This is a genomic window from Microbacterium proteolyticum (assembly GCF_014192415.1).
In the GTDB taxonomy this organism is placed as follows: domain Bacteria; phylum Actinomycetota; class Actinomycetes; order Actinomycetales; family Microbacteriaceae; genus Microbacterium; species Microbacterium proteolyticum.
Genome location: NZ_JACHXY010000001.1, coordinates 724,519 through 748,225 on the forward strand (window position 1 = coordinate 724,519; position 23,707 = coordinate 748,225).

Consider the following 23,707-nt stretch of genomic DNA (forward strand, 5'->3'; position numbering starts at 1 on the left):
CCTCCGAAAGGCTTCCATCGTGCGTCTGTCTGTAGTTGGTTGCGGCTACCTGGGGGCCGTGCACGCCGCGGCCATGGCATCCATCGGTCACGAGGTCGTCGGTATCGACGTCGATGAGCGCAAGATCGCCGTCCTGTCGAAGGGCCAGGCGCCCTTCTTCGAGCCGGGCCTGCAAGAGATCCTGACCGAGGGCATCGCGTCGGGGCGCCTTTCATTCACCACCGACATGGCTGCCGCGCAGGGCGCGAAGGTGCATTTCGTGGGCGTCGGCACCCCGCAGCAGGCCGGCGGGCATGCCGCCGACCTCACCTACGTGGATGCCGCCATCGACGGCCTGCTGCCCTACCTCAGCGAGGGCGACATCGTCGCGGGCAAGTCCACGGTCCCCGTCGGCACCGCCGCTCGCCTCGCTCCCCGTGTGGCCGAGCGTGGGGCCACCCTCGTGTGGAACCCCGAGTTCCTCCGCGAAGGCTGGGCGGTGCAGGACACCATCGACCCCGACCGCCTCGTGGCGGGCGTCCCCACCGAGAACGGCGCTCCGACCGCAGAGGGCGAACGGACGGCGCAGGTGCTGCGCGAGGTCTATCACCCCTCCATCGCCAAGGGAACGCCCTTCATCGTCACCGACTACGCCACGGCCGAGCTGGTGAAGGTCTCCGCGAACGCGTTCCTGGCGACCAAGATCAGCTTCATCAACGCCATCGCCGAGATCGCCGAGGTCACCGGTGCCGACGTCACCACGCTGGCCGACGCCATCGGCCACGACGCCCGCATCGGACGGCGCTTCCTCGGCGCCGGGATCGGCTTCGGCGGCGGCTGCCTCCCGAAGGACATCCGCGCCTTCTCGGCCCGCGCCGAGGAGCTCGGCCGCGGCGAGTCCGTCGCCTTCCTGCGCGAGATCGACGCCATCAACCTCCGTCGGCGCGATCGCGCCGTCGAGCTCACCACCGACGCGCTCGGCGGCAGCGTGTTCGAGAAGAAGATCGCCGTGCTCGGTGCGGCCTTCAAGCCGCACAGCGACGACATCCGCGACTCCCCCGCGCTCGACGTCGCCGTGCGTCTGCACGGCCTGGGTGCCCGCGTCACGCTGACCGACCCCGCTGCGATCGAGAACGCGCGTCGCCTCCACCCGCAGCTGACCTACGAAGAAGACCTTGACGCGACCCTGCGCGACGCCGATGCCGTCATCGTCGTCACGGAGTGGGATGAGTACCGCCGTGAACTCTCCCCCGAGCACGCCGCGTCGCTCGCTCGTGGACTCGTCGTCGTGGACGGCCGCAACTGCCTCGACCCCGCCGCGTGGCGCGCCGCGGGCTGGACCTACTTCGGCATGGGTCGCCCCTGATCGACGCGCCCTAGGCGAGACGCCCCGACCGTGCGGTCGGGGCGTCTTCTCTGTGGCGAGCGGGTTGCATCGGCCTGCGGCAGAGTGCCGTGGGTCGAAGTCCGCGCCGAGCGGCCGTACCTCCGGGGGCCCGCGTCTGCCGCTCCCCGTGCTCGGCGACAGGACGACACGGAGCGGGCGTGACGAATCATCGTTTCGACACGTCTTCTAGGTGACGAGCCCCTACCTCCACCGCCATCGGGGTGGAGCCGGTGAGGGGGACCGCCTCGTCCGAACGGAGGATGCCATGCGCAACAAGATCATCCTGGTCGGCGCCGTCGCGCTGATCGCCTATGTGGTGGGCACCCGCACCTCGAGGGTCCAGGTGAAGAACCGGGAATCGGTGGGACATCAGGTGGTCCGCCTGTGGAACGACCCTCGCGCCCGCAAGCGCCGTCACAAGGCCGCCAAGAAAGCCGCAGCGGCGGCGGAGAAGCGCGCGAAGAAGACGTTCCGCGACCTGCGTCACTGAGGCGGGGCGACGAGAGGGTGGGCGCGAGGCGAGCACCCTGTGGATGACATCCACCGCCTCCGACGTGCGCATGTAAAAATGTGCACGTCACACCGAGGAGACCCATGCACATCATCCCGCCTCCCCTCTTCATCCGCGGAGTCGGCGACGTCGACGACCTCGTCGACGATGCCGTCGGCTTCGCGCCGCAGTGCCCCCGGTGCCTGCGTACGTGCGAGCCCTGGCAGGCGGGCCGGGCCCTCGCCTGGCGGTGTCCGGACTGCGCACTCGCTCTGATCGGCTGACCGCGGCGGCTACGCTGACCCCGTGGTCGCCAGTATCCTCATCTCGATTTCCGCCGTCGTCTCGGCGGTGCTCGTCGGCTTCGTCGCGCGCCGCATTATCGGCACCGCGGTGGGATGGCCGCGGAGCATCGTGGTGGGTCTGCTCGTGTTCGTGCTGGGCGTGCCATCGGCTGCCTGGACCCTGCGGCAGACGGGCCTCGGCGCCGCGGGCGACACGATCCCCGCCGAAGAGGTGTGGCTGTGGGTCGGACTCGTCGCCCTGTCACTCGCCTGGGTTTTCGCCCTCGGTGTCGCGGCGCTCGTCGCGAGCGAGGCGATCTTCCCGACGCGAGCAATGCCCAACCCGATCGACCTCGTCCGCGCGGCGCTGCGTCAGCGCAAGCGCACGCGCCGCTATCTCGAGATCCTCACCATCGCCTCGCGACACGGCGTGGGCTGGCTGTTCCACGGCGGCCGCTCCCAGGTCGAAGAGCAGTTGAGCACGTCCGAGGAGCGCGCGAACGCCATCGTCGCGACGATCAACGACGCGGGAGTCACCTTCGTCAAACTGGGCCAGGTGCTCTCCTCCCGCCGCGACCTCGTGCCCGAGCCGTATCTCAGCGCGTTGGCGTCCCTGCAGACGAACGCCACGACGCTGCCGTGGTCCACGGTGCGACAGGTCATCGAGGCGGACCTCGGAACCACGATCGATCAGGTGTTCGCCGATGTGGAGCCCACTCCCCTCGCCGCGGCCTCCGTCGCTCAGGTTCACCGGGCGCGCCTTCTCGACGGCACTCATGTGGTCGTGAAAGTCCAGCGCCCCGCGGCGCGCGCCCAGGTCGAGGCGGATGCCGACATCATCGGTCGCCTGGCGCACCGCGCCGAGGCGCGCACCCGTGTCGGTCGCGATCTGCGCCTCGAGGCTGTCACGCGCGGCTTCACCGCCACCCTGCTCGAGGAGCTCGACTACCGCATCGAAGCGCGCAACACCTTGATGATCGGCGCGACCCTCGACGAGATCGACCGCGCGGAACCGGGCCGGCGCGGTGTCGTCGCGGCGCCCCGCGTCTTCCCGTCGGCGTCGCATCAGCGGGTGCTGACGATGGAGCTCGTCGACGGCACGGCGCTGAGCGACTCCGCCGACCGGTTATCGGCCATGGATGCCGCGCAACGCGACCGTCTTGCGCAGGTGCTGATGTCGACGGTCATCGAGCAGATCCTCGTCTACGGCGTCTTCCACGCCGATCTGCACCCGGGTAACGTGCTCCTGCGCACCGACGGGACACTCGGGATGATCGACTTCGGGGCCGTGGGGATCATCGAACGCAGTCGGCGCCAGCATCTGACCGCCCTGCTGCTGGCGGCGCTCAGCGAGAACGACGTCGCCGCCGCCGATGCGCTGCTGCTCATCGTCGACGTCCCCGACGATCTCGATTTCGACGCCTTCCGCCACGACGTGGGCGTCGTCCTCACGACCGAACACCTGCGCACGACCGGACACGGATCGATCTTCACGCGAATGGTCGACGTCATCCGTCAGCACCGCATCGCACTTCCGGGCGAGCTGGCCTCGGCCTTCCGCAGCTTCGCCACGCTCGAGGGATGCTTGCGGGTGCTCGTCGACGACTTCGACATGGCCGGCCGAGCCCTGCCGCTCATGCCCATGTTGCTGCGGCGCACCCTGTCGCTCTCGCGGATGGTGACCGACCTCCAGGCCCAATCCGTGATCGCCCTCGCGCGTCTCGAGCAGGTCCCCCGTCGGCTCGACGCCCTCCTGACCGGAGCCGAGAAGGGCTCGATCGGCATCACCCTGCGCGGACAGGACGGCTCCGACATCAGCGGCATCCTGGCGCGCGCGACCGGCGAGATCGCATCGACGCTGGTCTCGATCGCGGCGGTGGTCATCGCCGTCGTGCTCGTCATCGCGGGCGGGGGCCCCGTCCTGGGCGGGTCGATCACCCTCTTCGCCGTTCTGGGCGCCGTCATCGGGCTCTTCGGCTTCCTCGGGTTGCTCAGAATCGTGCGCCGCGGCTTCACCCGTCGCAGCTGAGCCGCGCGCGGCGGGTCCACGGGGCGGGGCGCCGCTTACGGTGCGGCGTGCCTTCCGTCCCAGATCCCTCCGGAGGCCGTCGACCCTTCACGACCGTCGCTCGGCTCGGGATCGTCGCCGCGACGATCTCCCTCGTCGCCCTCGCGGTCATGGTTCGGTGGCCCGACCATCTCGACCGGAATGCGGACGTGGTCTTCCGCCTCGCGTTCCGTCCGTTCCCGTCCGCCACTCGCCGGGAGGGGGATTTCGGCCTGGACGTGCTGCTCCTCTTGCCGTTCGGCGGGCTTCTGGCGCCCCTCCGGCAGCGATGCGCCTGGGCGGTGCTGGTCACCGCGAGGATCGTTCCGACGCTCGTCGAGATCGCCCAGGGGCTCATCCCGCCCGCCCGCGTCCGCAGCATCTCCGACGTCGCCGCGAGCGTCGCCGGCAGCCTCACGGCGGCTCTGCTCGTCGCGGGCATGCGCCTTCGGCTCAACCGGTGATTCACCCGTCGGTATGCCGGATTCCACCCGCTCGCCGTCACTCCCGGTCGCCTTCCGCACGTCGGCCCCGAGCTCGCTCAGGATGCGTCGGGGATGCAACTGCCGCGGATCGTACTCGCGCCAGTCGGGGGCCATCTCGTCGAGATCGCGCGTGACCTGGGCTCTGCCCTGCTGGTACAGGGCATGCACGCGTCCGACCATCTGCGGCACTTTCCGGCGCCATCCGACGAGGCGCGCGGGCCCCACGATCAGCCCTATCAGGACGCCGACGAAGATGAGCTTGTCGAGTTCGATGCCGAACATCTCAACCCTCTCGCGCCGCGCGGCGACTCGATGGCACGTCATGGCGGGTCCGGTACTCGCGGCGTGTCCCGGGAACCCGTTGCGGCGCCTCGACGGGAGACCCCGTCGCGGGCAGTCCCGCGATCGCCCCCAGGATCGTCGACACGGCCCGGGTGGCCTGGCGCTCGAACTCCGTCCACACGTGCTGCGGCCGGCCGACGGGGTCGATGACATCGTCGACCTCGTCCGCCGCCACCCGCCCGGCCAGACGCGCCCGCGACGCCGCCCGGACGAGCCCGGCCCAGTCGGACGCAGCGGCTTGCACGGCCTCGTCGTCCACGAGCCGCGCGAACTCCCGCACCGTGAACACGCTCGAGAGGAGGTCGGGGCGCAGATCGAGCACCACCCTGCGGTGGGCGCGTTCCGCACACAGCACCGTGTCGCCGGTCGCGAGGACGCCGTCGTCGAGCCGTCGCGTGCGATGAGTGGAGAGGTCGAGCCCGTAGGTGCGGCCGAGGTCGACGATCTCTGCCGCCGCCTCGTCTCCCGACCTCGCCGCCGTCCCGGCGCTCTCGACCTGCGGACGGTCGTGCGTCGTCGACGCCAGCCGTGACGAGAGGAGCCCGGCGACGAAGGGCGAACGGATCATGTTGGCCGTACAGACGACGACGATGCGATTGCCCAACGCGGTTCCCTCTCCCGACAGAGCGACCCGCCCGTGCGACGGTCGCCTCAGCGCCCAGTCAAACGGATGCCCCCACCGCCATCGCCCGTCGGTGGCTGACACCCGCCCCTGCCCCACAGGGTGATATCCCGGATGCCGACGGGCGAGGTTGCGGTCGCCTTCGACGGATGCCGGCGAGTCCGCCCGAACATGGGACCTTGACCCCCACACGAAAGGTCGTCATGGGCATCTTCGGGAACGCATTCTCCGGCTGGCACCTCCTCCTCATCCTCGCCGTCGTCCTGCTCCTGTTCGGCGCGGCGAAGCTCCCCGGGCTGGCCAAGAGCGTCGGCGAGTCGGTGCGCATCCTCCGCTCCGAGAGCAAGGACGCCGCCTCCACGAGCGAAGACGAGCCGACCACGCACGCAGACTCGGACCGCACCCGGCCCGGGTCGTCGACCACGACGTGACGCGGGCGCAAAGGGCTCGCAGCCCGCGCGAGCGGCGTCCCGCAGATGGGACAGGAGGGGCCATGCCCCTCCTGTCCCATCTGTCTGAGTTGCGCAAGCGCCTGACGATCGCCGCGATCGCCGTCGTGATCGGCGGAGTGGTCGGATTCACGCTGTCGGACGCCCTCATCGCGGCCGCCGCCGAACCGCTCTCCCACGTGCACGGCCCCTCGATGACGGGGCTCAACTTCACTCGCATCGGCGAAGCGTTCGATCTGAGGTTCAAGATCGCCCTGACCGTCGGCATCGTGCTCGCGTCGCCGGTGTGGATCGCTCAGACCTGGGCATTCCTCGTGCCCGGGCTCACGTCGCGCGAACGACGCACCGGCGTCACCTTCGTCGGCCTTGCCGTGCCGCTGTTCCTCGGGGGTGCCGGCTTCGGCTGGATGGTCGTGCCGCAGATCGTCGAGCTGCTGGCCGGGTTCGCCCCGTCGGGCTCGACGACCATGCTCACCGCCAGCCAGTACTTCGATTTTCTTCTCAAGCTCGTAGTCGGCGTCGGTCTGGCCTTCGTCTCGCCGTTGGCGATCATCGCCCTCAACGCGGTCGGCGTGCTGAGCGCTCGCAGCGTCGTGCGGGGCTGGCGCGTCGCGCTCGTCGTGATCGTCGTCTTCTCTGCAGCCGTGACGCCCCCGGCCGACCTGATGAGCATGGGCATCATCGCGTTGCCGCTCTGCGTGCTCTACGTCGGTGCGGCCGCGTGGACGTGGGTGCACGACCACCGGTCGGCGCGCCGCGCGCGCTCATCTGCCTGATCGGCGCGGCGCCGGCTCAGCGCTCGTCGCCGTCGCGAGCGAGGGTCCCGCCGGGTCCGATCTCGTCGTGGAGCCGTCGTTGCAAGAGCCGCGCGCCGTCACGGGTCAGCGCCAGCGAGGCGCCGATCCCCGTCTCGATGACGATCCACGTCTCGGACTCCCCGGCGCGGCGAAGCGCGCCGAGCTCGAGCTCGGTCGCTTCTCCGGAGCCGTGCGCCTCAGCCCTGCGGGCCCTCACCGTCAGGGCGACACCCGCACTGCGATGATCTTCGTCATTGGGGTGCACCGTGACGCCGTGCTCAGTGACGCACCACGGGTGGATGCACCGCCCGCGGTCGACGCCGTCGGTGGGGAATCCCTCGTTCATGCCTGACACCTTTCTCGCGAGGCCGTCGTACGCGACGACGACCCGAACATCGGTGGGCACGAACGAAGTGAACCGCGAACCTCCGACATCGAGGTCAGTGCGCGGGGGGAAGCCCCTGCGGAGGAGCCGGGATCAGCTCGCGCAGCGGCACGCCCAGCACGTCGGCGAGCGCCACCAGTGTGCGCAGTCTCGGGTTCGCCGCCGTACCTGGGTTCGACTCGCCCTTCTCCAGCTTCCGATAGGTGAAGGTCGCAAGACCCGCGGCATGAGCCACCTGCTCCTGCGACATCCGCTTCTCGGCTCGGGCGCGCAGCATCCGGGCGCCGAGCTCGCGCGCGAAGTCGTTCCAGGGGTCGGGCTCGTCGCTCATCGGTCCAGCTTGCAGGCCCACCCACTCTCACATGAACATGTAAACATTCCCCACGGGTCCCCCGCGCGCCGTCGCACGTCACCCCCGCCTGAGGTGAGGCGCCGTCCTGGCCGGGTGAGTGCGGAGGCGATCGTCCTCGCGCGCCGCTGCGCCGTCGTCCACGAGCGGGTTCCGACAGGCCGGTCGCCTCACGACGAAAGGCCTTCGCGCGGCGCCTCACCCCGTCCCTGCGGCCGCTCCGGGCCGTCGGGCCCGGGCGGGGCGGTGAGAGAGTGCCCGCGCCCACCGCTGCGTCCAACCCCGGACGCCGGTCTCGTGAACACCCGACGGGCCTGGACCACGGAGCACACATGAGTACATCCGTCTCACTCATCGAGTCACCTGAGCAGTGGGGAGACATCACCCCCCGCCCCCGACCGCGCGCGTCTCCCTGGCAGCGTCGGTACGCGCGATGGGTGACCATCGTGGACGCCATCGTCGTGACGGCGGTCACCCTCGGCACTCAGGTCCTGTGGCTCGGCCCGCGCCCCGTCGCCGTCGCTTCTTCGCCGTTCACGTACACGACCGTCTCGGTCGGACTGAGCATCGCGTGGATGGCTGCACTGTCGCTCTGGGGCACCCGACAGGCCCGCGTCGTCGGCTACGGCGTCGCCGAGTACCGGCTCGTCGTCGGCGCGTCCGTGCAGTTGTTCGGACTGGTGGCCATCGTCGCGTACCTGACGGGTGCGGAGCTGTCCCGCGGGTATTTCCTCCTCGGACTCCCGCTCGGCTGCATGGCGTTGATCATCGGCAGGCTCCTCTGTCGCAGCGGGCTCGCTCGGAGAAGGCGGGGCGGCTCGATGAGCGCACGCGTCGTGCTCATCGGCAGCGCCGAGGAGAATGCGCGTGTGGCCACCGAGCTCGCCCGTCAGCCGTCAGCGGGGCTCCAGGTCGTCGGTGTCCACACCCTCGACCGTGCCGAGTTCGGATCGACGTGGTCGGAGGAGCAGACCCGCCACCTACGCCGACGACTCGACGACCTCGATGCCGATAGCGTCCTCGTCTCCGGCGGCGCCGCGGTCGATGCACACGACATCCGCCGGATCGGTTGGAGCCTCGACCCGGGCCGTCAGCATCTCATCGTCGCCGTCAACCTCACCGACGTGGCCGGACCGCGATTGCACACGCGTCCCGTCGCAGGACTCCCCTTGGTGCACATCGAGACCCCGCAGTACTCGATCACGCAACGCGTCCTGAAGCGCGCATTCGACATCGTGGGAGCGGGCATGCTCGTCGTCGTCCTGGCACCGATCTTCGCCGCGCTGGCCGTGCTCGTGCGCGCTTCCGGCCCCGGCCCGATCCTCTATCGGCAGGAGCGCGTCGGCCAGGGCGGCAGTCGGTTCGGCATGCTGAAGTTCCGTTCCATGGTGGACGGCGCCGATTCCCGCCTGCAAGAGCTGCTCAGCGAGCAGGGACGCGACGGCACACCCCTGTTCAAGGTCGAGAACGACCCTCGCATCACGTCGGTCGGACGGTGGCTCCGCAAGTTCTCGCTCGACGAGCTGCCGCAGTTGTTCAATGTCCTGGGAGGCCAGATGAGCCTCGTCGGTCCTCGTCCGCAGCGCGAAGCCGAGGTGGAGTTCTACGACAACGACGCCCACCGCCGCCTCATCGTCCGTCCGGGGATGAGCGGACTGTGGCAGGTCAGCGGTCGATCGGCTCTCGCCTGGGACGACGCCATCCGCCTGGACCTCTTCTACGTCGAGAATTGGTCGCTCGTCGGCGACATCGTCATTCTGCTCCGCACCTTCAAGGCGGTGCTGGCTCCAGGCGGTACCGCGCACTGAACACGACGAAGGCGCCGGCTCCTGCGAGCCGGCGCCTTCGTCGTGTGCGCGGAGGTGGTCAGCCCCGACGGGTGCGACGGCGGCTCATCGTGTCGACGGCGCCGGGCTCCGCGATGGGTGCGACCGTCATTTCGCTCGCGGCTTCACCCTCGGCCGTGGCGGACATCCTCCGCTGCGACAGTGTGCGCAACCCGCTGACATTCTCCGGCGGCAGCCCGCCAGACCGTCGGCGCGGTCCCGCCTCCTGCTCGGCGTCGACCGCATCGGCCTTCTTCCCCCGTCGACGCAGACCCAGACGCCACCAGCCCTTCGCCGGGGAGCCCGGCGCGCCGTACCCGTAGTACCCGCCGTACTGCGATCCGTAATAGCCGGAATCGGCACCGCGCAACGGCATCCGGTTCAACACGATCCCCAGGAGATGCCCGCGGGTCTTGGTGATGTTGTCGGTCGCGCGGGTCAGCATGTCGTCGGTCGTGCGACCGGCGGTCACGACGAGCACGGCCCCGTCGGCCCAGCTCGCGATGACGGCCGCATCGGCGACGGCAAGGGTCGGCGGCGAGTCGATGATGACGACCATGTCGTCCGCGAGCTTGCGGGCGAGCGACTGCATGCGCTGCGATCCCACCATCTCGCTCGGGTTCGGGGGCGTCCGTCCCGCGGCGACCACGAACAGACGCCCGTGTTCGTCGACCTGGTGCGCGACCTGCTCGATCTGCGCTCGACCTGCGAGCACGTCCGACAGACCCACGTCGTCGGAGAACCCGAACATGCCGCCCACGACCGGGCGCCGCATGTCGGCGTCGATGAGGACGACGGACTGTCCCGTGGCCGCGATGCTCACGGCGAGGTTCGCGGCGATCGTCGACTTGCCGTCACCGGGGAGCGGGCTGGTGACCACCAGGACGCGGGCCGGGCGGTCGACGTCGACGTACTGCAGGTTGGTCCGCAGCTCGCGCATCGCCTCCTTATGCGCGAAGGACCCGCGACCGTCCTTGATGTCGTCGAAGGAGAACACCGCGCGCCCCCCGGCCAGCTCCTTGTCGACGGGGAGGACGCCGACGACGGAGGCGTCGACGGCGTCGGTGATGTCGCGAGCCGAACGCACCCGCCGGTCGAACGCCCGTCGGACGAGGGCGAAGACGAGTCCGGCCACGCCACCGGCGAGCGCCCCGAGGGTGACGGCGAGCCGCACGTTCGGCGACGATGGGGCGGTCGGCAGACGCGCCGAGTCGCCGGCGACCAGCCGCACCGCGCTCTGCCCGCCCCCACCCGTCTCGAGCTGGTCGACCTCCTCCGTCATGCCACGGATCCACGCCTCTGCGAGGTCGCGCGCGGACTCCGGCGTCGGCCCCGTGGCATCCACTCGCACGTTGACGGTCTCGATCGGGTTCGAGACCCGGACACGCTGAACGAGGGACTCCGGGCTGTCGGAGATCCCGAGTTCGCCGCGCGCGGTCTCGGCGACGCTGCGCCAGTAGCCCATGTCGATGAACGACTTCACCTTGGACAGAGCGAGCTGATCTCCGGCGAGCGCGGCGCCCGTGGAGCCGTCGGACGCCACAGCGGCCACGTAGCCGCTCGCGTCTGCGGTGTACACCCGCGGCTGCAGCGCGCTCCATCCGAACCCCGCCAACCCGCCCACGACGATCAGGGCGACGATCGCCTTCCAATAGGCGCGCACGACGCGCACCATCCGTTGAATGTCCACAACGTCCGCCTTTCGCGACGCGACGGCGGCACCGTCGGGTCGCCCGCAGCATAGGCACAGGCACGCGCCGGTCCCGGCGCGCCCGCGGTCCCGGCGCCGCGGGCGAAGGCGGCGCCGGAGGGGAGTTCGGGCGATCACAGGGGTGACGCCACAGGGGTGAGAAGGGGATGACGAGTGGGATGAAAGATGCGCTTTTCGCCCGATCCGACTCGCCTTCACCCTCAGGATCATCTACACGCGGTGGAGGTCTCGCCGCGATGACGGACCTCTTCGCCCGCCCAAGGAAGAGGTCGTCCCGATCACCTGGAGGTTCCGATGCTCATCGACGTGGACACCGTTCCCACCGCCGTTCGCTCGGTCCGGCGGATCAGCCGGTTCTGGGCCGCACGCACCCATTCCCTCGCACTCCTGCGCGACGCCCTCACGAGCGACGTCGTGCTCCTGCGGGGCCCGGCCGGAGTGGGCAAGACATCTCTGCTCCGGCAGTTCGCCGCCTACCTCGACGACGACACCCAGCGCGGCGTCCAGTTCATCGACGGCAGCCTCACCACCCCCGAGAGTATTCCGCAGATCCTCGCGGCGTTCGCGGAGGGGCCGAGCGCGCACGTTCTGCTGATCGACAACCACGTCGAAGGGGCGGGGCTGTCGACCGACCACCTGCTGCACCTTCTCCGCTCCGACTCGAACCTGCAGATCGTCGTGGCCACCCGACAGGCGTCGGGATTGGAGAGCCCGCTGGTTGCCCTCGAGTTCGACGTGCAGGTGATCCCCGCCGAGCACCTGCTCATGACGAGGGACGAACTCGCGGAGGTCCTGGAACTGAACGGGGTCGCGACCACGGAGGTGGGGATCGACGCGCTCGCGGAGCGCACCCACGGGTGGCCCGCACTCGTGCAACTCGCCAGCGCCCGCCTTCGCCTCGAAGGCATGCCGCTGCGCACGCGCGACGAGGCGATGGCGGTGGCCGAGTACGCCAATGCCGCGTTGACCGCCGATCTCGAGCAGCGTCTGGACATGCCCGTGTCCGATGACGTACGCCTGCTGGCCGTCGCCCCCCACGTGACCGTGGCGATCGCCGATGCGATGGGGGTGGATCCGATGTCGGGATCCACGGGCGAGTTGGTCGCCCACCTGCGGGATGCGGGTTTCATGTGGCCGAGTTCGACGCGACTGACCCTCGCCGAGCCCATCCGGGAGCAGTGGCTGCGTGAGATCACCGCGCGCCGGCCCGATGACGTGGGCCGCGCCCGCCTGCGCCTGCTCGCCCACCTCGTCGACGGCGGCGAACCCCTGCTCGCCGCACAGTTGGCGACCGACGCCGCGCAGTGGACCACCCTCGCCGGCGTGCTGCGCTCGTCGGGCCCGGAGATCTGGGCACGCGATCCGCAGGGCTTCGAGCAGCTGGTCGCTCATCTGCGAACGCGCGCGTCCATGACGCCGGCGGTGGTCGACGTACTGCTGATGCTCGATCCCGTGACGGCGACGTCGCTCGACACTCCCGGTCTCGTCGTGGCGGCGCTCGGTCAGCTTCCGGACGCCAAGAGCGCCGCCTCGGGCAACCTCGACGCCCTGATCCTCCGCGTGAGCCTCCTGCGAGCGGCCGGCCGCTTCGCGCTCTCCACGGAGGCTGCGACCATGCTCGGCGACGTCGTCCGCAGGTCGCGCGACCTGCGGCCCGAGGTGACCTGCGAGGCCTGGTACCAGATCGGGATGACCTCATTGGCGATGGGAAAACTGCGCGACGCGCGCACGTCGCTCACTCACGTCGAGGGGGCCGCACCCCCGGCACTTCGGATGCGGGCCCGTGGCGTCATCGCGATCATCGACCTGCTCGAAGGCGATGTCCGCAGTGCCCGTCAGGTTCTGACCCCCGACAGGGACGACAACTGGCGCAGATCCCCCTGGGGGGAGGGCATCCGGCTCGCGGAAGCGTGGTTGGAGCTGGAGACGGGTGACGCGGCGGGCGCGCGTGCTCTGCTCGACGACATCCCGGCGACGGCGGGAGCGCGCGAGCTGTGGCCGTTCGCGGCCGCCGTGCACGCTCTGTCGTTCCTGCTGTCCGGGTCGGCCTCGGACGCACTCGGGCTTCTGCGCACCTGGATGGGGCGGGCGCGGAGCACGCCGCCGTCGCACTACCAGTCCACCCAGATCCTGACCGCGCGGGCGAAGGTCCTCATCGCCCTCCGCCAAGCCCGTAAAGCCCTCTCGCTGTTCGAAGGACCGTTCGCGCTCGCGTCGACGACGGCGCCCGCCATCGCCCTGTCGCAGCTGTACGCAGGACGGGCTCACGAGGCCTTCGTGATGAGCGTGAAGTGGGGGCTGCATCACGAGCCTGCCCCGAGGGCCGCGCTCGAGAGTCTCGTCGTGAGCGTCGTGGCGGATGTGCGCTTGAACGGCGTCGCCGCGCACCGCACGGCCGCGCAGCGGGCCGAGGCGCTGAGCGCACGTCACGACCTGTGGAGTCCGTGGAGTGCCGTCGCACCGGAGGACCGGGCTCTCGTGCTGCAGATGCTCTCGCCCGCCTCGAGGGACGAGATCACCCGCAGATGCTCGTTCTTCGCCTCATCGGTGAGCGTCCCCCATCTGACGAAGCGCGAGCAGGTGGTCCTCGCGCATCTCACCCCGACGTCGACGATCTCCGACATCGCGAAGGCCCTCGTGGTCTCGCCCAACACGGTCAAGACGCAGCTGCAGAGTCTCTACCGCAAGCTCGGGGTCTCCGACCGGTCGAGCGCCATCAGGGCGGCGCACGCCTGGGGGCTCATCGAGACCGATCCGGAGGTGTGAGCGCCCGGTCGCGGCCGCGGCGACGCCGCGACCGGGCCCCGACCACGCGAGCGACCGCCAGCACGACCAGAACGACGACGACCCCCGGCACGGACAGCGGGACGCCGGCGCCGCGGAGCACGAGCAGGATGACGACGAACGATGCCAGCGGAAGGATCCACGACAGCACCTGACGGAGGCGCCGAAGACGGACGGGTCTGCTCCTTCGGCCGCGACCGTCACTCATGGCTTCGAGCGGCGCGCCTGCGCGCCGTCCGGTGATCGGCGAAGACCTGCAGCCCGAAGACCCCGAACCACGCGATGGCGAGCGTGGCGGCGGTGAACTCCAGATTGCCCCCGAGGACGGTGTCGCCTTTGAACAGAGCGATCATGGCACCGGTGAGCGAGGTGGCACCCACCGCCACCAGGGTGATGATGCTGGCCGCCCGCATCCACGGACGTCGACGGAGCGCGGCGACCTGACCCATGGCCACGATCGCCAGCACGAAGCCCAGCACCGCGAACGAGATGTGCACGAAATCCTGCACCAGGGACCCGGGAGTGAACGGAACGGGGCAGCCCGGAGAACAGGTGATCACGGATGCCACCCCGAAGCAGAGGCCGCACACCAGCAGGGTCGTCGCCACCGGCCACCCCACCACGTACCCGGCCCCGCGGGCGATCGTGGCGCGATCGACGAGGACGGCTGCCACTGCCAGCAGCAGGAGCGCGAGATTGAACAGGGGCGCCGTCGGCATCCCCGTCGCCCCGAGCTGGCTGACGTAGTGGACGCTGGGATCACCCGCACGGCAGATCCAGATGAGCGCGGCGCTGGCGAAGGCGGCGATCGCGCCGAACAGGGCCAGCCACGCCGGGCGGGTGTTCATGCGCCCGGGTTCCGCGTCGACGGGCCGTTCGAGAGTGTCGGTCATCGGCTCCTCCTGGTCGGGCTCGGCCACCTTATCGTTTCCTCCCGCGCGTCCTCAGGGGTGCAAGGTGATCTGCCTGTCGGCGCGGGTGATTTCGCGCCGGGGGGTCCGCGCGCGCGGGCGCCCCGCACCAAGCTGGAGGTGCGGGCAGAGCGAGCGCGTCGCCTGCGAGCCGGGGGGCCGCACCGCTGGACGCCCTCGCTCTGCCCGCACCTTCTCCCCCTGGCAGACCCGTCCCGCCGTCGACCCGGGCACCCCCGAGGGGCGAATCCACGGGTGAGAAAAGGGCCTCGTCCCACGTCGGCCACCCGAGGGTGTGCCAGCCTCGACACCGAGCGGTCGTCGAGTGGTTCTCCCCCAAGACTCCCCTCTGCGAAAGCGATCGCTCTCCCCGATGCGCGGTCCCGCGGCTCCGGCACCCGAGCCCGGGACCGCGCATTCCTCACGGACCATCCGGTGCGCGGACGCGCCCGGTTCGCGTGACGCGGACACGTCCGTGACCGACGCACGAACCCAGGAGGACACCCGTGAACGAGAGCGTCGACGAGCCAGACGGCATGCGGCGGGACCGCGCGTCCGCTCCGGTCGCCGCCGAGGCGGACGCCTCACCGCTGGACGCACTCCTGGATCCGATCGGGTCGCACGACCGGTCGGCACCGGCTTTTCCCGTCGGCTTCCGCGGATACGACCGCGAGAGCGTCGATGATGCGTTCCGCGAGCTCGGGGAGCGCGTGCGACGGGCCACCGCCGAGGCACGCGAAACGAAGCTGCATGCCGAGGCGGTCTTCGCCCAGCAGCGGGCCGAGCACGATCGGGAACTCGAAGAAGCCGCACGACTTCGCGCACAAGAGACCGCCGCCCTCCACGAACAGGCGCGCGAAGCCTCGGCGCGCGCGGCAGAAGCCGAGATGCGGGCGGCGGCGCTGTCGGCGGAGTTCACCTCCGGTCGCGACGAGCACTCCGACCCGCCGCAGGAACGCCAGCAGTTCGATGCGATCCTGCGCGTGGCCGAGGAGCAGGCATCCGTGCTGGTCCAGAACGCCGTCGGCCAGGCCGAACGACTGCTCGCGAGCGCGCGCGACGAAGCGGCATCCCTCCGCGAAGAGGCCATGGCCGAACAGACGCGCCTGCGCGCCGAGGCCCAACACGACGTGGATCAGGTGCGCCTGCGGATCGAGACGGAGGCGACCGCCCACGCCGCGCGCCTCGACCGCGAGAGCGCGCACGCGGCCGAACGCGTCGCTCAGGCCGAGCGCGAGGCCGTCGCCGTGCGCACCGAGTCGGAGAGGGGCGCCGCTGCACTCCGGTCGATGGTGTCGCGCGAGACGAGCGAACTGCGATCCGCAGCGGAGCACGACGTGCGCGAGATGACCGCGCGCGTGCTCGAGTTCGAAGAGTCGCTCACCCGCCGCCAGGACGAAGCTCAACAGGAGTTCCTCGTTCTGCACAATCAGGCCGTGGCGCACGCCGAGCGGATAACCGAAGACGCGAACGAGCAGGTGTCCGCCGCCCTCGAACACGCGCGGCGAATCAGTGCTCGCGCCGACGACTTCGAACGACTCGCCCGTGCTCAAGCCCAGCACGTCGAAGCCGACGCTCAGCTGCGAGCCCGCGAGATCCTCGAAGACGCCGGCGAGAAAGCGCAGAGAATCGCCGACAAGATCACTTCGCACAGCGTCGATGTGCTGCGCGACGCGGAGGACCGTACGCGCGACCTGCGGTGGCAGCAGCAGCAGCTCGGCAGCTTCCTGGCCGAGATGAACGAGTTGCTGCGCGCCGTCCCCCGGGGCTCGCGCACCCCTGTCGACCTGGAGCGGGATCAGGTACCGGATCCCGGGACGACCGCTCCCCCGGCGACGGAGACCGACATGCCGAGCACCGAGCGGGAAGAGTGAGCCGGCCCGCCATGCCGCGCATTAGCGTGGCATGATGCGAAACGTTCCCCTCGGCACCACCGGCCTGGCCGTCCCCAACGTCGTCGCCGGCATGATGCGCATCGACGACAAGACCGACGGCGACGTGCGCGCGCTCTACGGCGCCGCGCGTGACGCCGGGATCGACTTTTTCGATCACGCCGACATCTACGCGCGCTCCCTGCACTCCGCCGAGGAGCGGTTCGCCGAGGCCCTGCGATTGAGTACCGCCGAACGCGGTGAGATCCGTCTGCAGACGAAGGCGGGCATCGTGCGGGAAGGGCCGTACTTCGACTTCTCCTACGAACACCTCGTGTCATCCGTGGAGGCGTCGCTGCGCGCCCTGCGTACCGACTACGTCGATGTCCTGCTTCTGCACCGCCCCGACGCACTCGTCGAGCCGGACGAGGTGGCGCGCGCCTTCGATCACCTCGAGAGCTCGGGCATGGTGCGCGCGTTCGGTGTGTCCAATCACACGCCTCGCCAGATCGACCTGCTTCGTACCGCCGTGCGTCAGCCCATCGTGGCCAATCAGGTGCAATTGTCGATCGCTCACGCGCCCGTCGTGGTGCAGGGACTCGCCGCGAACATGGAGAGCGCCCCCCAGTCGTCGGTGCGAGACGGCGGTGGGCTGGTCGAGTACTGCCGTATCGAGGGCATCACGCTTCAGGCCTGGTCGCCGCTGCAGGGAACGCGTGGAGGCGGGGGTGTCTTCCTCGGTCACCCCGATTACGCCGAGTTGAACGCCGACATCGACCAGCTGTCGGAGAAGTACGGCGTCCCGCCCCTTGCCATCGCGGTCGCCTGGATCACCCGGCATCCGGCGGACATGCAGGTCGTCCTCGGCACGACGAACCCGGGTCGCGTCACCGATGCGGCCGCGGGGTCCGACCTCCGGCTGACGCGGGCGGAGTGGTACGGGCTCGTTCGGGCCGCGGGATACGTCGTCCCCTGAACGGGCGCGTGACCCTCAACCGCCGGGAGTCCGCCGTCAGTCGCCGCGGCGCCTCCGGCGACCGCGACTGATCACGATGATCCCCCCGACGACGACGATCGCAGCCGCGATCAGCGGGATCAGGACGAAGGCGAAGCGGCCGGCCTCGGCTTCGGAGTCCGGTTCGGCTTGGGCGGAATCATCCGTCGCCGGCGTCGCCGCAGCCGGAGCGGGAGGAGGGCTGGTAGTCGACGGTGCCGGTTCCGCCGTCGGCGCCGAGACCGAGATCGTCACCTCTGCGAGGTCCGATTCCCCCGTGCCGACCGCGATGACGATGTCTCCGGAACGCGTGGGGGTGAACTCCACGACGGCGGACCCCTGCGAGACGGGTACGACGGCGGTGGTCGCACCGGTCTCGGCGCCGTCTCCCGAGAACGCCCCGGCACTCGTGTCGCCGATTCCGAACGTGGCCGATTCGAGACCACCGAGGCCCGACGCGGTGAGGGTCGTCACCTCACCGACGGAAGGGGACGAAGGCGCCGCCACGACAGCGGGGGTGGCGGCCGCGGAGGCGGGCGACGGAACACTGATCAGTGCGGCGAGCAGGACGGCAACGGCCAGCGGAGATGTTCTGATTCGCACGGGAATCCCTTCGTCGGTCCGGGCAACGCTAGTGACGCCCGGGCGTCCGCGCCCGACCATGGACGGCCGCGCACCCACACGGTATGAGGGTCGCCTTGCCCACTCCCCTAAGCTGGCCGCAGCCCACGGGAGGGAGAATCGGATGAGGATGCTCACGCGGTTGCCCCTGGGCGCCATCCTGAGCGCGATGGCCGCGATGATCTGCGCAGTACCCACCCTCGTGCTGCCGGCGGACTCGCCGAATGCACCGAAGGTCGCACTCCTCGCGATCGCCGCAGTCGTCTTCATCGTCGGCGTCGTGCGCGTGCGCAGCGAGGAGGGACCGCGTCCGCACCCTGGTTCGGAGATCACCTCCGACTGACAGACGTCTCGGCGACGAACCCGCGGGTGGGGGACGACGCCGATCCGTATCAGCGGGTGGGGGCGTCGGGGCCGACGATCACGATCGGTTCGGTGGGGGCGTCCCATACCGGACCGGCGGGCGAGCCGGGCACGCGGCGCGCACCGCCTCGGTGTGCGTCCCGCCGATCACGCAACGCGGGCGAGCGTGCGGGAGCTCTTGGCGCGAGCCGGAGCGGTGGGAGCAGGTGCCGCAGCCAGCTCGTCGATCGCGACGTCGAGGCTGAGGCCGCGAGAGGAGTTCGCGTCGTTCGCCATACGCTTCAGCAGGTTCTGGTCGAGCGACTCCGGCTGCTCCGACTCGAAGACGAAGCGCAGCGGGATCGACGGCTGCAGCCAGATGGTGGAGCGCCCCACGGGCTCGTCGGGTCCGTGGACCCACGACAGGGTGAAGCTCTCGCCACGGCGGAGCTTGGTCGCCACGACCACCTTGATGTGTGCCAGCACGCGGTCGTCGACGCTGATCGGCGCGGTGGTCGTGCCGTAGTAGAGCTTCGCCATGATGTACCCCTCTGCTCGTTGCTTGTCTATCAACTTACTAGTTAGACTAGCGAATAGGCAAACGAGATATTAGGAGAGATGATGACGAACCACACCCCATCACCTCCGTCGTACTGGTACAGCGAGAGCACGGACGACGACCGCGGAACGCGGATCATGGAGGCCATGCGCTCGTACCGCACCGCCGAGATGGCCATGCGCCGTCGAACGCAGGCATCGATGTCGATGACCGAGAACGAACTGCTGGTTCTGCGGTTGCTGACCCGCGCGTCGGCCTCTGCGCGCGAGGTGACCCCGATCGACCTCGCTCGACACCTCGGCGTGTCGACCGCATCGGTCACGGCGCTCCTGGACAGGCTGGAACGCTCCGGTCACCTTCAGCGAGGACCTCACCCGACCGACAGGCGGAAGGTGCTGGTCTCCACGACCGGGCACGCCGACGTCGAGATGCATGACACTCTTTCTTCCATGCACGCACGCATGATGCAGGCCACCCGCGGCATGAGCGACAACGAGACCGCTGCCGTGACGTCCTTCCTGCACCGCATGCGCTGCGCGGTCGCCGACGGATGCGACGTCGCAGGCGACGGATGCTGTGCCGTGCGATCGATGGCCCCTCCCGCCATCCTCCCCGACGCCGACACGATGCCGGACGCGGCCGCATGAACGCGTCGGTCGCAGCCGAGGTGGTTCTTCGCGTCGACGACGAGGCGGAGGTGGTCCTGTCGATCGCCCCCGCCGCCGGCTGGGTCGTCGAAGAGCATCTGCAGATCACCGTGGAGGGCCTCGCGGTGCCGTTCAGGGAGCAGTACGACGCCCACGGCACTCGTCTGCATCGCGCGACACTGCCCGTGGGCACAGCGGTCGTCGCGTACCGCGCCGAGGTTTCGCCGCCCACCGCGCCGGCCGAGTCCGACGATGTCGACACCGTGCGCTACCTCCGGCCGAGTCGGTACGTCCCTTCGGACGAGCTCGGCGATGCAGCATCCATCTTCTCGGATCTCAGCCCGCGCGACACGGTGGAGCGAGTGCCGGCCTGGGTATGGGAGCACCTTTCCTACGTCCCCGGATCGAGCGGACCGACCGATACCGCCGCAGACACCCTCCGAGCAGGGGAGGGCGTCTGCCGCGACTACGCCCATCTGACCGTCGCCCTCCTCCGCGCGAGTGGAGTGCCGGCTCGTCTGGTCTCCGCGTTCGCGCCGGGACTCGACCCGATGGACTTCCATGCGGTGGTCGAGGCCTTCGTCGACGGCCGATGGGAGGTCGTGGACGCCACCCGGCTCGCGCCCCGCCACCACCTCGTGCGCATCGCCACCGGCAGGGATGCGGCAGACACGGCGTTTCTGACGACCCTGTCAGGAGCACTCACGCTGGAGTCCGTCGAGGTCACGGCCGTCGCGGCGGGCGATATCGTCGCCGACGACCACGCTCGGTCCGTGTTGTTGCGCTGACGGGTGCGACCCGCCCTGCCTGACGGGCTCGACGGGCGGTCGACGGCGATGTGCCTACCCGGCTACCCGCACGACCTCGGCGATGACCCGGGGGTCCGCGAGCACGCGGAAGTGCCCTCCCTCGGCCAAGCGCACATTGCGCGCTCCCGCGAGTTCGCTGCCCTCGGGGATGTGCGGATCGAAGGCCCCGTAGATCGACACGATCCGCGCGTTGGCGTCGGCTGCCGCGGCGAGCGCACGCATCGTGGCGTCGCCCGACGCGAACGCCCGCAACGAGGGGGTTGGCATCAGCCGGCTGTAGCGCGATCCGCCGAAAGGCGTGGCGACGGCGACCATCGCCCGTACCCGGGATCCGGCCGGATGAAACGCCATGACGTGCTTGCCGATGAGGCCGCCCTTGCTGTGCGCGACGAGAACGACGTCGTCCAGGCCGCGGGCGATGAGCAGCACCGCGACGCGAGAGGCCTGCTCGGCGATCGGACGACGGTTGTCTCCGAGCTCGTCGACGACGTACACCGGATGACCGCGTTCGTGCAGGGCGCGGGCAAGGGGTTCGAGGAAGCGCCAGGTCTCGTAGATGCCCGGGAGCAGCACGATCGGGGTGCCCTCCCCCTCCGACAGACGATCGGCGCCCTCCCGACCGACGAGGGCGCGCGACTGCGCGCGGAGCGCGTACGCGTAGTCCCTCGCCCACCACCGCAGGTCGCGTAGGACGGCGCAGAGCCTCGTTGCCACGCTTCTTCCGGCATCCCTCGACATGCATCCATCCTCACCACGGCGATGCCGCGGAGCAGAAGGGTTGCGCGGTCGGCTCCGCACACGCAGCCCCCCGACGCAACCCCGGAAAGACGCCCGTGGGCCCGTCCTATCGTTTCGCCCATGGACATCTCAGACATCCGCTGGAACGAACCCGCCCGCCAGAAGATCCTCGACGACGCCGACAACGTCCTGCGCGAGGCGGTCGTCGCGATCGCCCGCGAGAGCGACGACATCTCGTCGGATGAGGCTTTCGCCCAGATCAATGCGCGCATCAAGGACCGCTTCATCGACTACGAGCCGGGCCCCGACATCCGCACCTATGCCGACGCGATCGCCGCCGGCGAGGTTCCGACCGACGGCGGATGAGCCCCCGCTCCCGGGCGCCGCGCCGAGCGTCCGGGAGCAGTGCCCGCGCCGCCTTCGGATTGGCTGGGACCCGGCCGGCACGGCGGTGGAGCGGCGTACTCTGCGTATACCCCGCGCCGCCATCGTCGGCGCGGATGACGCCCCTCTGGCGTCCTCGGTGACCCTCGCCCGTCGAGCCTTCCCCCACGTGGCTCCGGGCGAGGGTCGTCGTCCGCCCTGCGGGCGTGCTCGCTTGCTCAGCGATCCTCGCCGTAGCCGCGGATACTGCGGAGGTCGTCCTTCAGGTCTTCGGTGGGCAGACCCTCATCGGCCACCGCGGCGTCGGCGGCGCGCTGCTCACGCGCGCCGTCCTTCTTCTCCTCCACGCCGGCGTCGGTGGCGCCGTCCATCACGGGGGCGTCCTGGGTTTCTTCGCGATCAGTCATCATCGTCCTCCTCGGAACAGGTGTGATCGGAATCCTCGCGCAGCGGCTCATGACCGCGGGAGGGGTTGCGCGGCGGGCGGCGCCGTCTCGACGACCGCGTCATGGTCGGCGCACGGACGAATGCCATCGTCGCGTGCGGCGTCGCGATCGTCCTCGGCGCCCCCACGTCGATCCTCGGCCCCGTCGCCGGGCTCTCCGTGGGCATCGTGACGGTCGTGGTCGTGCGGTGGTGGCGCGCTGGACGGCGCTCCACCGACTGAGCACCATCGCCGATCCGTGGTGCGCCGGATGCCGCCGCTCGAGCGCCGACCGCTCGACGTCGAGGATGAGGCTGAGGCGGTCGAGCCGGCACGATCGCCACCGGGCCGATGCGCCTCCGCACGCGCATGGGGCCGGCGTGGGAGAGCGCACTCCCCCCGCGCTGACGGCCGGCAACGCGTAGTGGGATAGCGTCGAAGCGTCATCCATCCCTCGACCCGATGAGCATTCGATGAGCCGACCCAAGCTGCAAGACGTCGCCGCGCGCGCCGGCGTCTCGGTGACCACCGTCTCCCGTGTGCTGAACAACCGGGGCTATCTCAGCGACGACATCAAACGTCGCGTCGACGACGCGGTGTCCGAGCTCGGCTACCGTCCGAACGAGATCGCCCGGTCGCTCATCGGTCAGCGCTCGACCCTCGTGGGCCTGATCGTGCCCACGGTCGCCGATCCCTTCTTCGGCGAGCTGGCATCCCACGTCGAGGGGGCGCTCGCCACGCGCGGCTACAAGATGCTGCTGTGCGACTGCCACGACACCCCCGAGCGCGAGGAGAAGTACCTCGATCTGCTGCAGGGCAACCGGGTCGACGGGATCATCAGCTCCACGCACAACCGCGACGTCGCAGGCTACGGGCGGGCCGACCTGCCCATCGTGGCGATCGACCGCCGCCTGGGCGAGGGCATCCCCACCGTCCACAGCGACAATCGCACCGGCGGAGTGCTCGCCACCGAGCACCTCATCGCCCGCGGATCGCGCTCCGCCGTGCATCTCACGGCCACCGATCACCCCGGCAACCAGCGCGCGGCGGCGTATCGCGAACGCATGCGCGCCCACGGCCTCGAACCGCGCGTCATGGCCTACGGCTACGACACCTCACTCGACGAGCGCCGGGCCGCGATCGAGACCTGGCTGACGGTAAACGCCTGCGACGGCGTCTTCGCCAGCGACGACCTCACCGCCCTCATGGCGCTGGAGTGGGCGCGCAAGACCGGGCGCCGCGTCCCCGACGACCTGCGGATCGTCGGATACGACGGAGCGGCGGCGCTGCATCTGGCCGTACCCGGCCTCACCACCGTCCGCCAGCCCATCGAGCGGATGGCGACGAGGGCGGTCGACCTGCTCCTCGAGCGGATGACGGATGCCACCGCGAGCACTGCTGCGCAGGAACCGCTTCCGGTGGCGCTGCGTCATGGCTGGACGTCCTGAGTCCCCTCCGCCCTTTCGGGAC

Annotated in this window: 27 protein-coding genes; 17 read left to right on the forward strand and 10 right to left on the reverse strand. The window is 70.2% G+C overall.

Going from position 1 to position 23,707, the window contains the following annotated elements; translation table 11 throughout:
* The first annotated feature begins 19 nt into the window (after positions 1-19).
* From FHS07_RS03345 to FHS07_RS03365, 5 genes are all read left to right on the forward strand, one after another.
* Positions 20-1,345 (forward strand): nucleotide sugar dehydrogenase, encoded by a 1,326-nt coding sequence (locus tag FHS07_RS03345; RefSeq protein ID WP_183418477.1) that lies wholly within the window; start codon positions 20-22, stop codon positions 1,343-1,345.
* Between the two features lie 286 nt (positions 1,346-1,631).
* Positions 1,632-1,856 carry a hypothetical protein gene (locus tag FHS07_RS03350; protein WP_055959202.1) on the forward strand — a complete coding sequence of 75 codons (225 nt, stop codon included), beginning with the start codon at positions 1,632-1,634 and terminating at the stop codon, positions 1,854-1,856.
* Positions 1,857-1,960: 104 nt separating this feature from the next.
* The gene (locus tag FHS07_RS03355) at positions 1,961-2,140 is read left to right on the forward strand and encodes a hypothetical protein (protein WP_183418478.1); all 180 of its coding nucleotides are present in this window, start codon (positions 1,961-1,963) and stop codon (positions 2,138-2,140) included.
* 22 nt (positions 2,141-2,162) lie between these two features.
* Positions 2,163-4,169: an AarF/UbiB family protein gene (locus FHS07_RS03360; RefSeq protein WP_183418479.1), complete on the forward strand. Its 2,007-nt coding sequence runs from the start codon at positions 2,163-2,165 to the stop codon at positions 4,167-4,169.
* Between the two features lie 47 nt (positions 4,170-4,216).
* The gene (locus FHS07_RS03365) at positions 4,217-4,651 is read left to right on the forward strand and encodes a hypothetical protein (RefSeq protein WP_183418480.1); all 435 of its coding nucleotides are present in this window, start codon (positions 4,217-4,219) and stop codon (positions 4,649-4,651) included.
* A 304-nt stretch (positions 4,652-4,955) separates the two neighbouring features.
* Here the strand turns inward: FHS07_RS03365 and FHS07_RS03370 are convergent, their stop codons facing one another.
* Positions 4,956-5,618 carry an arsenate reductase/protein-tyrosine-phosphatase family protein gene (locus tag FHS07_RS03370; RefSeq protein ID WP_183418481.1) on the reverse strand — a complete coding sequence of 221 codons (663 nt, stop codon included), beginning with the start codon at positions 5,616-5,618 and terminating at the stop codon, positions 4,956-4,958.
* A 197-nt stretch (positions 5,619-5,815) separates the two neighbouring features.
* Here FHS07_RS03370 and tatA point away from each other — a divergent pair, with 197 nt between their 5' ends.
* Together tatA and tatC are read left to right on the forward strand one after the other, a co-directional pair.
* Positions 5,816-6,067 (forward strand): twin-arginine translocase TatA/TatE family subunit, encoded by a 252-nt coding sequence (gene tatA, locus FHS07_RS03375; RefSeq protein ID WP_425488139.1) that lies wholly within the window; start codon positions 5,816-5,818, stop codon positions 6,065-6,067.
* A gap of 62 nt (positions 6,068-6,129) precedes the next feature.
* A complete protein-coding gene (gene tatC / locus FHS07_RS03380; protein ID WP_183418482.1) occupies positions 6,130-6,861 on the forward strand; it encodes a twin-arginine translocase subunit TatC in 732 nt (243 codons plus the stop codon).
* Between the two features lie 16 nt (positions 6,862-6,877).
* Here the strand turns inward: tatC and FHS07_RS03385 are convergent, their stop codons facing one another.
* Together FHS07_RS03385 and FHS07_RS03390 are read right to left on the reverse strand one after the other, a co-directional pair.
* Positions 6,878-7,228 carry a DUF6907 domain-containing protein gene (locus FHS07_RS03385; protein WP_183418483.1) on the reverse strand — a complete coding sequence of 117 codons (351 nt, stop codon included), beginning with the start codon at positions 7,226-7,228 and terminating at the stop codon, positions 6,878-6,880.
* Between the two features lie 94 nt (positions 7,229-7,322).
* Positions 7,323-7,598, reverse strand: a complete 276-nt coding sequence (locus tag FHS07_RS03390) for a helix-turn-helix domain-containing protein (protein ID WP_183418484.1) — start codon at positions 7,596-7,598, stop codon at positions 7,323-7,325.
* A gap of 350 nt (positions 7,599-7,948) precedes the next feature.
* Here FHS07_RS03390 and FHS07_RS03395 point away from each other — a divergent pair, with 350 nt between their 5' ends.
* A complete protein-coding gene (locus FHS07_RS03395; protein WP_183418485.1) occupies positions 7,949-9,424 on the forward strand; it encodes a sugar transferase in 1,476 nt (491 codons plus the stop codon).
* Between the two features lie 58 nt (positions 9,425-9,482).
* Here the strand turns inward: FHS07_RS03395 and FHS07_RS16780 are convergent, their stop codons facing one another.
* Positions 9,483-11,132 (reverse strand): polysaccharide biosynthesis tyrosine autokinase, encoded by a 1,650-nt coding sequence (locus tag FHS07_RS16780; RefSeq protein ID WP_183418486.1) that lies wholly within the window; start codon positions 11,130-11,132, stop codon positions 9,483-9,485.
* Positions 11,133-11,447: 315 nt separating this feature from the next.
* Between FHS07_RS16780 and FHS07_RS16375 the strand changes: the two genes are divergently transcribed.
* Positions 11,448-13,919: a LuxR C-terminal-related transcriptional regulator gene (locus FHS07_RS16375; RefSeq protein ID WP_246383092.1), complete on the forward strand. Its 2,472-nt coding sequence runs from the start codon at positions 11,448-11,450 to the stop codon at positions 13,917-13,919.
* Here FHS07_RS16375 and FHS07_RS03410 read toward each other — a convergent pair.
* A complete protein-coding gene (locus FHS07_RS03410) occupies positions 13,894-14,145 on the reverse strand; it encodes a hypothetical protein (protein WP_183418488.1) in 252 nt (83 codons plus the stop codon). The genes FHS07_RS16375 and FHS07_RS03410 overlap by 26 nt on opposite strands.
* A complete protein-coding gene (locus FHS07_RS03415) occupies positions 14,138-14,830 on the reverse strand; it encodes a DUF998 domain-containing protein (RefSeq protein ID WP_183418489.1) in 693 nt (230 codons plus the stop codon). Before FHS07_RS03415 ends, FHS07_RS03410 begins: the two co-directional genes overlap by 8 nt.
* 524 nt (positions 14,831-15,354) lie before the next feature.
* Between FHS07_RS03415 and FHS07_RS03420 the strand changes: the two genes are divergently transcribed.
* Together FHS07_RS03420 and FHS07_RS03425 are read left to right on the forward strand one after the other, a co-directional pair.
* Positions 15,355-16,722, forward strand: coding sequence for a coiled-coil domain-containing protein (locus FHS07_RS03420; protein ID WP_183418490.1), 1,368 nt, complete (start codon positions 15,355-15,357; stop codon positions 16,720-16,722).
* Between the two features lie 34 nt (positions 16,723-16,756).
* Complete coding sequence (locus tag FHS07_RS03425) at positions 16,757-17,695, forward strand: aldo/keto reductase (RefSeq protein ID WP_183418491.1); 939 nt, start codon at positions 16,757-16,759, stop codon at positions 17,693-17,695.
* Between the two features lie 36 nt (positions 17,696-17,731).
* Here FHS07_RS03425 and FHS07_RS03430 read toward each other — a convergent pair whose 3' ends face one another.
* Positions 17,732-18,187 carry a hypothetical protein gene (locus FHS07_RS03430; protein WP_183418492.1) on the reverse strand — a complete coding sequence of 152 codons (456 nt, stop codon included), beginning with the start codon at positions 18,185-18,187 and terminating at the stop codon, positions 17,732-17,734.
* Positions 18,188-18,458: 271 nt separating this feature from the next.
* Here FHS07_RS03430 and FHS07_RS03435 point away from each other — a divergent pair, with 271 nt between their 5' ends.
* A complete protein-coding gene (locus FHS07_RS03435; protein ID WP_183418493.1) occupies positions 18,459-18,677 on the forward strand; it encodes a hypothetical protein in 219 nt (72 codons plus the stop codon).
* A gap of 167 nt (positions 18,678-18,844) precedes the next feature.
* Here FHS07_RS03435 and FHS07_RS03440 read toward each other — a convergent pair whose 3' ends face one another.
* The gene (locus FHS07_RS03440; RefSeq protein ID WP_183418494.1) at positions 18,845-19,216 is read right to left on the reverse strand and encodes a DUF7882 family protein; all 372 of its coding nucleotides are present in this window, start codon (positions 19,214-19,216) and stop codon (positions 18,845-18,847) included.
* A gap of 81 nt (positions 19,217-19,297) precedes the next feature.
* Between FHS07_RS03440 and FHS07_RS03445 the strand changes: the two genes are divergently transcribed.
* Together FHS07_RS03445 and FHS07_RS03450 are read left to right on the forward strand one after the other, a co-directional pair.
* Complete coding sequence (locus FHS07_RS03445) at positions 19,298-19,882, forward strand: MarR family winged helix-turn-helix transcriptional regulator (RefSeq protein WP_183418495.1); 585 nt, start codon at positions 19,298-19,300, stop codon at positions 19,880-19,882.
* Complete coding sequence (locus FHS07_RS03450; protein ID WP_183418496.1) at positions 19,879-20,670, forward strand: transglutaminase-like domain-containing protein; 792 nt, start codon at positions 19,879-19,881, stop codon at positions 20,668-20,670. The genes FHS07_RS03445 and FHS07_RS03450 overlap by 4 nt, the downstream gene beginning before the upstream one ends.
* Positions 20,671-20,724: 54 nt before the next feature.
* On the opposite strand, the gene FHS07_RS03455 is transcribed toward FHS07_RS03450, so the two are convergent.
* Entirely contained in the window at positions 20,725-21,405 is a 681-nt protein-coding gene (locus FHS07_RS03455; RefSeq protein WP_343054590.1) for an esterase/lipase family protein, read from the reverse strand.
* A 144-nt stretch (positions 21,406-21,549) separates the two neighbouring features.
* On the opposite strand from FHS07_RS03455, the gene FHS07_RS03460 reads away from it, so the two are divergent.
* Entirely contained in the window at positions 21,550-21,795 is a 246-nt protein-coding gene (locus tag FHS07_RS03460; protein ID WP_183418498.1) for a hypothetical protein, read from the forward strand.
* 236 nt (positions 21,796-22,031) lie between these two features.
* Here the strand turns inward: FHS07_RS03460 and FHS07_RS03465 are convergent, their stop codons facing one another.
* Positions 22,032-22,220 carry a hypothetical protein gene (locus FHS07_RS03465; RefSeq protein ID WP_055960171.1) on the reverse strand — a complete coding sequence of 63 codons (189 nt, stop codon included), beginning with the start codon at positions 22,218-22,220 and terminating at the stop codon, positions 22,032-22,034.
* Positions 22,221-22,321: 101 nt separating this feature from the next.
* On the opposite strand from FHS07_RS03465, the gene FHS07_RS03470 reads away from it, so the two are divergent.
* Complete coding sequence (locus FHS07_RS03470) at positions 22,322-22,480, forward strand: hypothetical protein (RefSeq protein WP_183418499.1); 159 nt, start codon at positions 22,322-22,324, stop codon at positions 22,478-22,480.
* A gap of 230 nt (positions 22,481-22,710) precedes the next feature.
* On the forward strand, positions 22,711-23,685 hold the full coding sequence (locus FHS07_RS03475; RefSeq protein ID WP_183418500.1) for a LacI family DNA-binding transcriptional regulator: 975 nt from the start codon (positions 22,711-22,713) through the stop codon (positions 23,683-23,685).
* Positions 23,686-23,707: the final 22 nt, after the last annotated feature.